The sequence below is a fragment of the Bradyrhizobium sp. USDA3516 genome (assembly GCF_057651995.1).
This window is the reverse complement of record NZ_JBYGYN010000003.1, coordinates 14,091-26,549: the sequence shown is the minus strand read 5'-3', so window position 1 is coordinate 26,549 and position 12,459 is coordinate 14,091. Positions and strand designations below refer to the sequence as shown.

Below are 12,459 nucleotides of genomic sequence, written 5' to 3'. Positions count from 1 at the left end.
TAACTGCCGCTGAGAATTGGAAACGCCATGAGTCACGAGCACCACACCGAAGATTACGCCGACATCCGCGAGGCCGTTGCCAAGCTCTGCGCCCAGTTCCCCGGCGAATATTGGCGCAAGCTCGATCGCGAGATGGCCTACCCCAAGGCCTTCGTCGATGCGCTGACCGAGGCCGGCTACCTCTCGGTGCTGATCCCCGAGGAATATGGCGGCGCGGGCCTCAAGCTGTCGGCGGCCGCGGCGATCCTGGAAGAGATCCAGCGCGCCGGCTGCAACGGAGGTGGCTGCCATGCTCAGATGTACACGATGGGCACGGTGCTCAGGCACGGCAATGCCGAGCAGAAGGCGAAATACCTGCCGAAGATCGCGAGCGGCGAGTTGCGCCTGCAGGCGTTCGGCGTCACCGAGCCCACCAGCGGCACCGACACCTCCTCGCTGAAGACGTTCGCGCGCAAGGACGGCAACGACAGCTACGTCGTCAACGGCCAGAAGATCTGGACCAGCCGCGCCGAGCATTCCGATCTGATGGTGCTGCTGGCGCGCACCACGCCAAAGGACCAGGTCAAGAAGCGCACTGATGGCCTTTCGGTGTTTATCGTCGACATGCGCGAGGCCAAGAACAACGGCCTTGAGATCCGCCCGATCCGCACCATGATGAACCACGCCACCACCGAAGTGTTCTTCACCGACATGAGGGTGCCGGCGGAGAATCTGATCGGCGAGGAAGGCAAGGGTTTTCGCTACATCCTCTCCGGCATGAATGCCGAGCGCATCCTGATCGCGGCCGAATGCGTCGGTGACGCCAAATGGTTCATCGCCAAGGCCACGAACTACGCGAAGGAGCGCGCCGTGTTCGGCCGTCCGATCGGCCAGAACCAAGGCATCCAGTTTCCGATCGCCAAGGCCTACGCCTCGATGCGCGCGGCCGAGCTGATGGTGAAGGAAGCCACGCGCAAGTACGAGGCCGGGCTCGATTGCGGCGCCGAGGCCAACATGGCCAAGATGCTGGCGGCGGATGCGTCCTGGGAGGCGGCGAATGCCTGCATCCAGACCCATGGCGGCTTCGGCTTTGCCGAGGAATACGACGTCGAGCGCAAGTTCCGCGAGACGCGGCTCTACCAGGTGGCGCCGATCTCGACCAACCTCGTCCTGTCCTTCGTCGCCGAGCATGTGCTCGGCATGCCGCGCTCTTACTGAGGTTGCGGCCATGGGAGCACTCGACGGGATCAGGGTGATTGCGGTCGAGCAGGCGGTGGCGGCGCCGTTCTGCTCCTCGCGCCTGGCCGATGCCGGCGCAGAAGTGATCAAGATCGAGCGGCCCGAGGGCGATTTCGCTCGCGGCTATGACGCGGCGGCCAAGGGCCAGAGCAGCTATTTCGTCTGGCTCAACCGCGGCAAGCAATCGGTCGTGGTCGATCTCACCACGAAGGAAGGCCGCGCCGAGCTGGAGAAGCTGATCGCGAGTGCCGACGTGCTGATCCAGAACCTCAAACCGGGCTCGATGGACAAGCTCGGCTTCTCGCGCGAGCGGCTCTTGACGGACTATCCGAAGCTGATTTCGTGCACGATCACCGGCTATGGCGACGAGGGTCCCTACGCCCACCGCAAGGCCTATGATCTCCTGATCCAGGCCGAGAGCGGGCTGGCCTCGATCACCGGCAATCCCGATGGCGCCTCGCGTGTCGGCATGTCGATCGTCGACGTCGCGACCGGCGCCACCGCGCACGCGGCGATCCTGGAGGCGCTGATCGCGCGCGGGCGCACCGGCAAGGGCGCCGACATCCGGATCTCCATGTTCGACGTGATGGCGGACTGGTGCACCGTGCCGCTGCTCAATGCCGAAGCCGGCAATCCGCCCAAGCGCATGGGCCTGCGCCATCCATCGATCGCGCCTTACGGCGTGTTCACCTCCAGGGACGGCAAGGACATCCTGATCTCGATCCAGAGCGAGCGGGAGTGGAAGACGCTGTGCGCGAAGGTGCTGGACCAGCCGGACCTGCCGGCCGATCCCCGCGTCGCCAACATGGTCGAGCGCGTGCGCAACCGCGATTTCACCGACACGACGGTGGCCGATATCTTCGGCAAGATGACGCGCGACGAGCTGTTGAAGCGACTGTCGGATGCCGACATCGCCTTCGCCGAAGTCAACACCATGGCCGATCTCGCCAACCATCCGCATCTGCGCCGCATCGAGGTCGACACGCCGAACGGACGCGTCAGCTATCCCGCGCCGGCGCCGATCATCGTCGGCGAGACGCGCTCTTACGGCGCCGTGCCCGCCATCGGCGAGCGTCCCCAGTCCAAATAAAGAGAGCGAGGCGTCATGACCGAGAAGCTCGACATCGATCATCTCAGGCAATGGATCGGTCGCAGCCAGGAGGCCACCGACATCGTCACCGCGCAGCTGGTGAAGGGCCTGCGCGCGACGCTGTTCCAGGAGGTCGGCGAGCCCAAGGCGGGCGACGCTGCGCCGTACACGGTGCATTGGTGCCTGGCGCAGCCGGTGTTTCCGATCTCGATGCTCGGGCCCGACGGCCACCCGACCCGCGGCGGCTTCTTGCCACCGGTGCCGCTGCCACGCCGGATGTGGGCCGGCGGCGAGATCGAGTTCTTGCAGCCCTTGCGCGTCGGCGATGAATCGACCCGGACATCGCGCATCGCAGATGTGCAAGTGAAGACGGGCTCGACCGGCACGTTGTGCTTCGTCTCGGTCGAGCACAGCATCTCCTCGCCGCGAGGCACGGCGATCCGCGAGCGGCAGGACATCGTCTATCGCGAGATAACCGGCGGCGCGCCGGCCGGCGGCAAGGCGCCGCCTCCGCCGCCGCAGGCGCAGCATCGCGAAACGCATGTGTCCGATCCCGTGCTGCTGTTCCGCTACTCCGCACTGACCTTCAACGGCCACCGCATCCATTACGACCGCGCCTATGTCACTGAGGTCGAGGGCTATCCGGGCCTGATCTTCCACGGCCCGCTGCAGGCGGCGCTGATCATCGAGATGGCGGCCAAGCTGCGCGGCGGCAAGGCGCCGAAGAAGTTTTCGTATCGCGGCGTGCAGCCGCTGTTCGAGGGCACGGAGTTCTCCGTCAACGCCAATGAGATCGAGACGGGCATGGAGCTGTGGACCGCGAACGCGGAGGGGCAGCCGACGATGAAGGGCACGGCGGTGTGGTGATGCGCTGCTGTTTCCTTCCGTCATTGCGAGCGTAGCGAAGCAATCCAGCATCTTTCCGCGGCGGCAGTCTGGATTGCTTCGTCGCAAGGGCTCCTCGCAATGACGGAGTGAGGCTGCTACCTTCGATAAGCAACAGGGGACGGAAACCATGGCCAAGAACGGCAAGACCGGCAGCAAGTCCGTCACCGTCAAGCAGGCGACGCTCGACCTGCTGCGATCGTTCGGCATCGACAGGGTGTTCGGCAACCCTGGCTCGACCGAGCTGCCGTTCCTCAGCGACTGGCCCGACGATATCGACTACGTGCTGGCGCTGCAGGAAGCGTCCGCCGTCGGCATGGCCGACGGCTATGCGCAGGCGACGCGCAATGCCGGCTTCGTCAATCTGCATTCGGCCGCCGGCGTCGGCAACGCGCTCGGCAACATCTACACCGCGCATCGCAACCAGACCCCGCTCGTGATCACCGCAGGCCAGCAGGCGCGCTCGATCCTGCCCTTGCAGGCGTTCCTCTATGCCGAGCGCGCCTCCGAGTTTCCGCGGCCTTATGTCAAATACAGCGTCGAGCCGGCGCGGCCCGAGGACGTACCGGCCGCGATCGCGCGGGCCTATTACACCGCGATGCAGCCGCCGTGCGGGCCGACCTTCGTGTCGATCCCGATCGACGACTGGGCCCATGCCTGCGCACCGGTCGAGGCGCGGAAAGTGAGCCGCGAACTCGGTCCTGAGCTCGAACCGATGAAGGCGCTGGTGGCCGCGCTCGGCTCGGCAAAAAACCCTGCGCTCGTCGTCGGACCGGGTGTCGATCGCGCCGGCGCGGTCGATCTGATGGTGCGCGTCGCCGAGAAGGCCAAGGCGAGCGTCTGGGTCAGCCCGTTCTCGGCGCGCTGCTCCTTCCCCGAGCGGCATCCGCAATTCGCAGGGTTTCTGCATGCCTCGCCGGCGCAGCTGTCCGATGCGCTGCGCGCGCACGATGTCGTCGTTGTCATCGGCGCGCCGGTGTTCACCTTCCATGTCGAGGGCCATGCCGCGATCTTCGACGGCGGCGCGACCATCTTCCAGATCACGGATGATGCGGATGCCGCCGCCGTGACGCCATCAGGCACCAGCATCATCGCGACGATGAAGCCGGCGCTCAGCCTGCTGCTCGACCTCATGCCGGAGAGCAAGCGCGCGGCGCCAAAAGGTCGCACGCTGCCGCCGGCGCCGCAGGGCGCCGATCCGCTGCCCGTCGAGTTTCTGCTGCATTCGCTGTCGCAGGCGATGCCCGACGGCGCATCACTGGTCGAGGAAGTGCCCTCGCACCGGCCGGCGATGCAGAAGTTCATGCCGATGCCGGGGCAGGACAGTTTCTACACCATGTCGAGCGGCGGCCTCGGCTACTCTCTGCCCGCCGCGGTCGGCATGGCGCTCGGCAAGCCGAAGCAGCGCACGGTGTGCCTGATCGGCGACGGCTCGGCGATGTATTCGATCCAGGCACTCTGGACCGCCGCGCAGCGCAAGCTGCCGCTCACAATCGTCGTCATCAACAATTCCGGCTACGGCGCGATGCGCTCGTTCAGCCAGGTGATGCAGGTGCGCAACGTGCCGGGGCTGGAGCTGCCGGGGATCGATTTCGTCCGGCTCGCCGAGGGCATGGGCTGTCATGCGGTGCGGGTGACGAAGGCTGCGGAGCTGGGCGAAGCGCTCAAGCGCGGCATGGCGTATGCCGGCACGAGCCTCGTCGAGGTCGTCGTGGATTCCGCGGTGCCGGTGCTGTACGGGCAGAAGCATTGATGGCGTCATCACGACGCCAGAAATCCTCCGTCCGCCGCCAGCACGTGACCGACGACATACGATGAGGCATCCGACGACAGCCACACCACGGCCTCCGCCACTTCCTCCGGGCTGCCCATCCGCCGCAGCGGCAGGCCTGCGCTGACCGTCGCGACATCGCCGACGCCGGCGCGCAGCATCATGTCGGTGACGACGCGGCCGGGCGCGATGGCATTGATGCGAATGCCGCGCGGCGCGTTCTCCATCGCCACTGATCGCGTCAGCGAGATCGCGGCAGCCTTCGAGGCCGAATAGAGCGAGAAGCCGGGATTGGGATTGCGCACACCGCTGACGGAGGTGTTGACGACGATGCAGCCGCGCCCCTGCGCCAGCATCGCCGGCAATTGATGGCGCAGGCAGAGGAACAGCGCGCGGACATTGGTGTCGAACACGCTATCAAAAATCTCCGTGCCCTGCTGTTCCAGCGGCGCGCGGCGCTCCTGGAAGCCGGCATTGTTGAAGGCAACGTCGAGCCGGCCGCAGCGCCCGACCGCGGTGCCGACCAGGCGCGCGACCTCGTCTTCCTCAGTGATGTCGGTCTGAAGCGCGATCGCCTCCGTGCCGAGCTCACGGCAGGCGGCGGCGGTGGCCTCGATCTCGGCTTCGCGCCGGCCGGCGACGACGACCGCTTCCGCCCCTTCGGCAGCCATCCGCAGCGCCGTGGCGCGCCCGATGCCGCTGCCGCCGCCGGTGACCAGGCAGACCTTGCCGCTCATCCGCCTCCCTGCCGGCAAAGCTTCGCTCATGGCTCACTCCAAAACGCTTGCGCGCGCCGTTGCACCCATATAGTTGTATGATACAACTGTATGGGTGGAGTCAAGATGGACGAGCTTTCGCTGATCGACGACATCCGCGCCGCCTCGCGGTTGATGGTGCGCGAGCTCGGCTTCATGGACGCCACGGTGGCGGCCTCGGGCTATCCGCCCTCGGCGGTCCACACCATCCTGGAGATCGGCATCCGCGGCCCGATGAATTCGGGCGAGCTCGGGGATTTCCTGCGGCTGGAGAAATCCAGCGTCAGCCGCCTGGTGCGCAAGCTGGTCGATTGCGGCGAGCTCAAGGAGACGCCGGACGAGGCGGATGCGCGCAGCAAGAGGCTGTCGCTGACGGCGAAGGGCCGGCGCACGCTGGAGGCGCTGCACGCGTTCGGCCGCCAGCAGGTGCGCGGCGCGCTGGCGGCCCTGACGGAAGCCGAGCAGCGCATCGTGCGCGAGGGCATGATGCTCTATGCGCAGGCGCTGCGGGCGAGCCGGGTGGAGGAGGAGACCCTGGTGTAACGTCACTCCCGGTGTCATCGTCCGGCTTGACCGGACGATCCAGTACTCCGGGACATCAGTGGTTCAATCGATAGGCCGCGGCGTACTGGATTCCCCGCTTTCGCGGGGAATGACGGCGGTGGGCGAACCTCCTCTACTTCCCGAACTCTTCCCGCATCCTCGCCTGGATCTTGGCCATGCCGCCGATCCAGCGGTCGTAATTCTCGGTCTTCTTGCGCATGTAGCCGAGCACTTGCGGGTGCGGCAGGATCAGGAACGTCTCCTGCTCGAGGCCGGCGAGCACGTCTTTCGCCACCTGTTCGGGCGTCAGGTCGCCGTCGCCGGATTGCGGGCCCTTGGGGATCGAGCGCAGCATGTTGGTGTCGACACCCTGCGGACAGAGGATCGAGACCTTGATGTTGTGGGCTTTGTGCGAGATCGCGAGGTTCTCGGCAAAACCGACCGCAGCGTGCTTCGTCGTCGAATAGGCCGGGCTGCCGACCTGCGACAACAGGCCCGCGGCCGAGATGGTGTTGAGGAAATAGCCGCCGCCGCGCGCTCTCATGCGGGGGACGAGATGCCGCGCCGCATAGACATGCGCCATGACGTGGATCGCCCAGCTGCGCTGCCACGGCTCGTCGGACGCGCCACCGGCATTCTCCGACATCGGATCGAAGCCGCCGCCGATGCCGGCGTTGGAGCAGAACAGCGCGATCGGGCCGAACTGCCGCTCGGTCTCCTCAATGACGTGGACGATGTCCTTTTCCTGCGCGACGTCGCATTTGAAGGCGGCGCCATCGACCATGGCCGCGACCGCTCGCGCATTGGCGGCGTCCATGTCCGCGACCACGACCTTGGCCGCACCGGCATTGTGAAAGGCCTCGCACAGCGCCTTGCCGATGCCGTTTGCGCCGCCCGTGACGACCACGACCTTGCCGGTCACCTGCATGCGACGTCTCCTCCCGTCTTCTTATACCGCTTCGCGGAAACTTCTCAGCTCAACACGAGGTCGAGCACCGCGGTATAATGGCATGCCGCGCCGGCCAAGACAAAGCCGTGCCAGATCGCATTCTGAAAGCGCAGCCGCCGCCAGGCGTGGAAGATCACGCCGAAGCTGTAGAGCAGGCCGCCGGCAAGGATGAAGCCCAGCACCAGCGTGGGCAACGCCCTGACCACGGAATCGTAGAGCATCATGCCGCTCCAGCCCATCGCAAGATAGATGCCGACCGAGACGCGGTCGAACCGGCCGGGATAGAGCAGCTTCAGCACGATGCCGAGGATTGCCACGCACCAGACGCCGGCGAGCAGCACCAGAGCGAACACGCTGTCCTTCAGCTCCAGGATGAAGGGCGTGTAGGTCGCCGCGATCAGGAGATAGATCGCGGAATGGTCGAAACGGCGCAGCAGCCATTTGGCCGGCGAGACCGGCCAGAGATTATAGGTTGCCGACAGCACCAGCATCGAGAGCAGGCCGGCGACATAGACGGAGACGCCGACGATGTCGGTGGCGTCGGCATGGAGCGCCGTCAGCACCACCAGCACCGTCGCGGCAATGATCCCTGAGAGCACGCCGATCCCGTGGACGATGCCGTCGGCGATCAGCTCGGCGCGATCGTAGTCCCAGCCGATCGCGTCGGCTGCGGCGTGGACGGAAGAGGATGCAAGCTGCTTCAACTGGAAGACGGTCATGGCAATCCGCAAAGGCTCGAGGCAATGCCCTCAGAATGGGTGTTTCGGGACCGGCGCGTCGTTCAACGGCTGATTTGCCGACAAAGGCGGTGGAAGTATGAAAGCTTGAATTTCCTCAGGCAATTGCCACTTTTGTGACTAATCCGTTTTGCATATCCCTCGCCCGAGATTCCTCACGTTCATATGGCATTCAGTTTCCAGGATATGGTCGAGGAGGCGCGGCTGTCGGCGCGGGCGCTGATCGACTATGGCGAGCATTTCTTCAACCCGACGGTGCGGCTTGGCGTCACCGGCCTGTCGCGCGCCGGTAAGACCGTATTCATCACCGCGCTGATCCATGGACTGACGCGCGGCGGCCGGTTTCCGGTGTTCGAGGCCTACGCCTCGGGCCGGATCGCGCGGGCCCACCTGGCGCCGCAGCCGGACGATGCCGTGCCGCGCTTTGCCTATGAGAGCCATCTGCGCGCGCTGATCGAGGAACGGCGCTGGCCGAGCTCGACCGTTGACATCAGCGAGCTCAGGCTCGTGATCGACTACCAGCGCCCGAATGGCGCCGACCGCACGCTGACGCTCGACATCGTCGACTATCCCGGCGAATGGCTGCTGGATCTGCCGCTGCTCCACAAGAGCTACGAGCAATGGTCGGCGGAGAGCTTGGCGCTGTCGCGCGAGGCGCCGCGCGCGCATCTCGCGGCCGAGTGGCACAGTCATCTCGCGACGCTCAAGCCCGAAGCGCGCGAGGACGAGCAGGCGACGCTGACGGCCGCGAAGCTCTTCACCGATTATTTGCGGGTCTGCCGCGACGAGCGCTTTGCGATGAGCCTGCTGCCGCCCGGCCGCTTCCTGATGCCCGGCAATCTCGCCGACACGCCGGCGCTGACCTTTGCGCCGCTGGACGTGCCTGCGGGCGGGCAGGCCGGCGAGGGATCGCTGTGGGCGATGATGGTGCGGCGCTTCGAAGCCTACAAGGACGTCGTGGTGCGGCCGTTCTTCCGCGATCATTTCGCGCGGCTCGACCGTCAGATCGTGCTGGCCGATGCGCTCGCCGCGTTCAACTCCGGCCCCGAGGCGCTGCACGATCTCGAAGCCGCGCTATCAGGCATTCTCGACTGCTTCAACATCGGCCGCAGCACGATCCTCTCCAGCCTGTTCCGGCCGCGCATCGACCGCATCCTGTTCGCCGCGACCAAGGCGGATCATCTGCATCATTCCAGCCACGACCGGCTCGAGGCCGTGCTGCGCCGCGCCGTCGCGCGCGCCGCTGCGCGCGCGGAAAACACCGGCGCGGCGATCGACGTCGTGGCGCTGGCCGCCGTGCGCGCCACGCGCGAAGCGCAGGTGGCGCACGGCCGCGACAAGCTGCCGTCGATCCTGGGAACACCCGCCGCGGGCGAAAGCGCCGGCGGCGAGTTCTTCGACGGCAATACCGAGGTTGCGACTTTTCCGGGCGATCTGCCGCTCGATCCCGAACCGCTGTTCAACGGCACGGATGCGTTCCGCGGGCTCGCGACGGAGGCGGCCGGGAACAGCGATTTCCGCTTCCTGCGCTTCCGCCCGCCGAAGCTCGAACGCGAGGGGGCCGACGAGCCGACGCTGCCACACATCCGCCTCGACCGTGCCTTGCAGTTCCTGATCGGAGACAAGCTCGCATGAACGACCGATCGAAACCCCGGCGGCCGGCGACGTTCCGGCTCGACGATCCCGGCGTCGTCGTCGCCGAGGCCGACGAGACCGGCCGTCTCGGTCGCGCCACCATCCAGATCACGCCGGAGCCCGATCCGGCGCTGCTGCCGGTGCCGGTGCAAGCCGTAGTCCCGGCGCGGCGCGGCTTTCCCTGGGGCACGCTGTTCTGGTCCGGGCTCGCCGGATTGACGCTGCTCGGCACCGGGCTCGGCGTGGTCCATCTGATCGAGGATCTGTTCGCGCGCAACGAGACGCTCGGCTTCGTCGGACTTGCCTTCGCCGCCGTCACCGCGCTGGCGCTCGCCGTCGTGATCGGACGCGAGGCGTTCGGCCTCGCGCGTCTTGCGATGATCGAGAAGCTGCATCAGCGTGCAGCTTCCGTGCTGGCCAGCGACGATCGCAAGGAGAGCCGTGTCATCGTCCAGGACCTGCTCAAGATCGCGCACCAGAACCCGCAGCTGGCGCGCGCCCGCGCGACGCTCGAGAGCCACGCCGGCGAGATCATCGACGGCGCCGACATGATCCGCCTCGCCGAGCGCGAGCTGATGTCGCCGCTGGATGCCGAGGCGCGGCGGCTGGTGTCGTCGGCGGCGCAAAAGGTCTCGATCGTGACGGCGGTGAGCCCGCGCGCCGCCATCGACGTGCTGTTCGTGTTCGTCGCCGCGCTGCGCCTGATCCGCCAGCTCGCTTATCTCTATGGCAGCCGTCCCGGCGCGCTCGGCATGATCCGCCTGCTTCGCCACGTCATCGCCCATCTCGCCATCACCGGCGGCATGGCCGCGAGCGACAGCCTGGTGCAGCAGATGCTCGGCCACGGCATCGCGGCAAAGCTGTCGCAGCGCCTGGGTGAAGGCGTGCTGAACGGGCTCTTGACGGCGCGGCTGGGATTGGCCGCGATCGACGTAACGCGGCCGCTGCCGTTCGCGGCCCTGCCGCCGCCGAAGCTGTCGGATCTGGCGACGGATCTGCTGCGCAAGAAGAACGGCGACGAGTAGATCGCCGCGTTACCCTTCCGAGGGCTGTCGCATTTGAGAGCTCGTCCCTGCAGCCATCCTTCGAGACGCCCGCTTGAGGCGGGCTCCTCAGGATGAGGGCGGAGTGCGCGGCAGCATTTTCAACGAGCACTGATGCCGATGAGCCTCATCCTGAGGAGGCGCGTCAGCGCCGTCTCGAAGGACGAGGCGTGCGCGCCGGCCGTGCTACAAGCCATACGCGATAGGGCAGGACCGCCTCACTCCTTCAGATTATTCGCCTGCTTCACCCAGGCGCGCACGTCCTTGAGGACGGCGGGAAGCACGGCCTTGACCTCCGCCACGGTCATGCCCGCCTTGATGCGAGGATCGTACAGCAGGTTGAGGATGTACTGGTCGTAGACGTCGAAATAGCCCATCGAGACGTTGTCGTTGAACATGGTCCAGGGCACGCTCGTGGTGTCGTTGATCGGCCCGAGCGATTGCAGCAGCTCCTCATAGGCGCAGTCGAGGAAGGTGAAATCGCCGTTGTCGACGGTGAGGATGACGTCGGAATGCTCGATCTCGAAATTGTCGTTCTTGCGAAAGCCGGACAGGCATTGCGGATCGAGCGAGGAGCGGATCTCGCGCGCCTTCTCGGCGCCGTAGAAGCTCGAGATGGTGCGGAAGAGATCGCGGTCGCGCACCAGCTTCACGCGCACATTCGCCGCTTCGTTAGTATCGATCATGGCGATGTCGAGATGCTGCACGCGCCTTCCGATGTCGGCCACGACCTTGGCGAGCTGCGTCTTGCGATCCTCGCGGTCGCTCTCGGCGTAGACGCGCACCGGCCCGTCGAACTTGCGGATGCGGTCGACGCGGCCGGCAAGATGGTATTCGGCGCCGAATGCCGTCTTCAGGAAGCCTTCGATGATCTCACCGTCGGTGAAGCTCTTTTTCTCGGCGCGCTGGCGCGAGGACACCGCGGGCAGCTCGCCGGCGGCAGCCATGGGTGCGATGTCAGGCGCGCAGGCGAGCGTCGCGATTGTCAGCAGGGCGACGCGAAGGCGGGGCGAAGGCGGGACGAATGCGCTCATCGTGCTGTGACGCTGCCGCATTCGCCCCGCGTGCACAAGAGTGCAAATTCACGCGCCTTGCGGGTTCCTGGCTCAGTTGTTGAGCACCACCACCGTGGTGCCGATCGAGACGCGGCTATAGAGGTCGGTGACGTCGTCGTTGGTCATGCGGAAGCAGCCCGAGGAGACCGCCTGACCGATCGTCTCCGGCTCGTTGGAGCCGTGGATGCGGTACAGGGTCGAGCCCAGATACATGGCGCGGGCGCCGAGCGGGTTGTCGACGCCGCCCTTCATGTGGCGCGGCAGGTCCGGGCGGCGCGCCAGCATCTGAGAGGGCGGCGTCCAGTCCGGCCATTCCTTCTTGGCGGTGATCCTGTGCACCCCGCCCCAGCGGAAGCCGTCGCGGCCGACGCCGATGCCGTAGCGCAGCGCCTGCCCGTTCCCGAGCACCAAATAGAGCCGCCGCTCGGAGGTGTTCACCACGATCGTGCCGGGGGCGTAATTGCCGCTGTACATGACCGTGGTGCGGGGGATCGGGCTCGCGCCGCCGCGGCCGATATAGCCGGTGGAACTGGTGCCCGTGAAGTCGAACATTCCCGTCGCGGATGCGTCGGGCGCGCCAGCCAGCAGCAGCGCCATTGCGGCCATCGGTGCGGCAAAAAACCGGATCATTGTCTCCCCCAGAAAAAATCGATTCAACCCGAGCCAGAGGCCATATTTGCGCGCGTTTCGCAAGCCACGGGCCCGTGAGGGTGGCATCGTTAACGACTGACGTTACCAAATCGCAACTCTCGCCAATTTGCCGGAAATCGTTAGCCAA

Annotated in this window: 12 protein-coding genes; 7 read left to right on the top strand and 5 right to left on the bottom strand. The window is 66.3% G+C overall.

Annotation, left to right across the window (positions count from 1 at the left end):
• The first annotated feature begins 27 nt into the window (after positions 1–27).
• The 4 genes from AC24YW_RS10305 (at position 28) to mdlC (ending at position 4,946) form a co-directional block, all read left to right on the top strand.
• Positions 28–1,197, top strand: coding sequence for an acyl-CoA dehydrogenase family protein (locus AC24YW_RS10305; RefSeq protein ID WP_487482633.1), 1,170 nt, complete (start codon positions 28–30; stop codon positions 1,195–1,197).
• A gap of 10 nt (positions 1,198–1,207) precedes the next feature.
• Complete coding sequence (locus AC24YW_RS10300; RefSeq protein ID WP_487482632.1) at positions 1,208–2,308, top strand: CaiB/BaiF CoA transferase family protein; 1,101 nt, start codon at positions 1,208–1,210, stop codon at positions 2,306–2,308.
• A 15-nt stretch (positions 2,309–2,323) separates the two neighbouring features.
• The gene (locus AC24YW_RS10295; protein ID WP_487482631.1) at positions 2,324–3,175 is read left to right on the top strand and encodes an HTD2 family dehydratase; all 852 of its coding nucleotides are present in this window, start codon (positions 2,324–2,326) and stop codon (positions 3,173–3,175) included.
• A gap of 148 nt (positions 3,176–3,323) precedes the next feature.
• A complete protein-coding gene (gene mdlC / locus AC24YW_RS10290; protein WP_487482630.1) occupies positions 3,324–4,946 on the top strand; it encodes a benzoylformate decarboxylase in 1,623 nt (540 codons plus the stop codon).
• An 8-nt stretch (positions 4,947–4,954) separates the two neighbouring features.
• Here the strand turns inward: mdlC and AC24YW_RS10285 are convergent, their stop codons facing one another.
• Entirely contained in the window at positions 4,955–5,731 is a 777-nt protein-coding gene (locus AC24YW_RS10285; RefSeq protein WP_487482629.1) for an SDR family NAD(P)-dependent oxidoreductase, read from the bottom strand.
• Positions 5,732–5,806: 75 nt separating this feature from the next.
• Here AC24YW_RS10285 and AC24YW_RS10280 point away from each other — a divergent pair, with 75 nt between their 5' ends.
• Complete coding sequence (locus AC24YW_RS10280) at positions 5,807–6,262, top strand: MarR family winged helix-turn-helix transcriptional regulator (RefSeq protein WP_487482628.1); 456 nt, start codon at positions 5,807–5,809, stop codon at positions 6,260–6,262.
• A gap of 133 nt (positions 6,263–6,395) precedes the next feature.
• On the opposite strand, the gene AC24YW_RS10275 is transcribed toward AC24YW_RS10280, so the two are convergent.
• Both AC24YW_RS10275 and trhA read right to left on the bottom strand, forming a co-directional pair.
• Positions 6,396–7,190, bottom strand: coding sequence for an SDR family oxidoreductase (locus tag AC24YW_RS10275; protein WP_128266575.1), 795 nt, complete (start codon positions 7,188–7,190; stop codon positions 6,396–6,398).
• Positions 7,191–7,234: 44 nt separating this feature from the next.
• Complete coding sequence (trhA, locus tag AC24YW_RS10270; protein WP_487482627.1) at positions 7,235–7,930, bottom strand: PAQR family membrane homeostasis protein TrhA; 696 nt, start codon at positions 7,928–7,930, stop codon at positions 7,235–7,237.
• Between the two features lie 183 nt (positions 7,931–8,113).
• Here trhA and AC24YW_RS10265 point away from each other — a divergent pair, with 183 nt between their 5' ends.
• Together AC24YW_RS10265 and AC24YW_RS10260 are read left to right on the top strand one after the other, a co-directional pair.
• Positions 8,114–9,583, top strand: a complete 1,470-nt coding sequence (locus AC24YW_RS10265) for a YcjX family GTP-binding protein (protein WP_487482626.1) — start codon at positions 8,114–8,116, stop codon at positions 9,581–9,583.
• A complete protein-coding gene (locus tag AC24YW_RS10260; RefSeq protein WP_487482625.1) occupies positions 9,580–10,608 on the top strand; it encodes a YcjF family protein in 1,029 nt (342 codons plus the stop codon). Before AC24YW_RS10265 ends, AC24YW_RS10260 begins: the two co-directional genes overlap by 4 nt.
• 236 nt (positions 10,609–10,844) lie before the next feature.
• Here the strand turns inward: AC24YW_RS10260 and AC24YW_RS10255 are convergent, their stop codons facing one another.
• Entirely contained in the window at positions 10,845–11,660 is an 816-nt protein-coding gene (locus tag AC24YW_RS10255) for a DUF2927 domain-containing protein (RefSeq protein ID WP_487482624.1), read from the bottom strand.
• A 72-nt stretch (positions 11,661–11,732) separates the two neighbouring features.
• Positions 11,733–12,311: a L,D-transpeptidase gene (locus AC24YW_RS10250; RefSeq protein WP_487482623.1), complete on the bottom strand. Its 579-nt coding sequence runs from the start codon at positions 12,309–12,311 to the stop codon at positions 11,733–11,735.
• Positions 12,312–12,459 lie beyond the last annotated feature (148 nt).

Bases quoted from the DNA above. Each gene is read 5' to 3' on its own strand.
- AC24YW_RS10305 (WP_487482633.1), top strand. From the start codon at position 28: ATGAGTCACGAGCACCACACCGAAGATTACGCCGACATCCGCGAGGCC.
- AC24YW_RS10300 (WP_487482632.1), top strand. From the start codon at position 1,208: ATGGGAGCACTCGACGGGATCAGGGTGATTGCGGTCGAGCAGGCGGTG.
- AC24YW_RS10295 (WP_487482631.1), top strand. From the start codon at position 2,324: ATGACCGAGAAGCTCGACATCGATCATCTCAGGCAATGGATCGGTCGC.
- mdlC (WP_487482630.1), top strand. From the start codon at position 3,324: ATGGCCAAGAACGGCAAGACCGGCAGCAAGTCCGTCACCGTCAAGCAG.
- AC24YW_RS10285 (WP_487482629.1), bottom strand. From the start codon at position 5,731: ATGAGCGAAGCTTTGCCGGCAGGGAGGCGGATGAGCGGCAAGGTCTGC.
- AC24YW_RS10280 (WP_487482628.1), top strand. From the start codon at position 5,807: ATGGACGAGCTTTCGCTGATCGACGACATCCGCGCCGCCTCGCGGTTG.
- AC24YW_RS10275 (WP_128266575.1), bottom strand. From the start codon at position 7,190: ATGCAGGTGACCGGCAAGGTCGTGGTCGTCACGGGCGGCGCAAACGGC.
- trhA (WP_487482627.1), bottom strand. From the start codon at position 7,930: ATGACCGTCTTCCAGTTGAAGCAGCTTGCATCCTCTTCCGTCCACGCC.
- AC24YW_RS10265 (WP_487482626.1), top strand. From the start codon at position 8,114: ATGGCATTCAGTTTCCAGGATATGGTCGAGGAGGCGCGGCTGTCGGCG.
- AC24YW_RS10260 (WP_487482625.1), top strand. From the start codon at position 9,580: ATGAACGACCGATCGAAACCCCGGCGGCCGGCGACGTTCCGGCTCGAC.
- AC24YW_RS10255 (WP_487482624.1), bottom strand. From the start codon at position 11,660: ATGAGCGCATTCGTCCCGCCTTCGCCCCGCCTTCGCGTCGCCCTGCTG.
- AC24YW_RS10250 (WP_487482623.1), bottom strand. From the start codon at position 12,311: ATGATCCGGTTTTTTGCCGCACCGATGGCCGCAATGGCGCTGCTGCTG.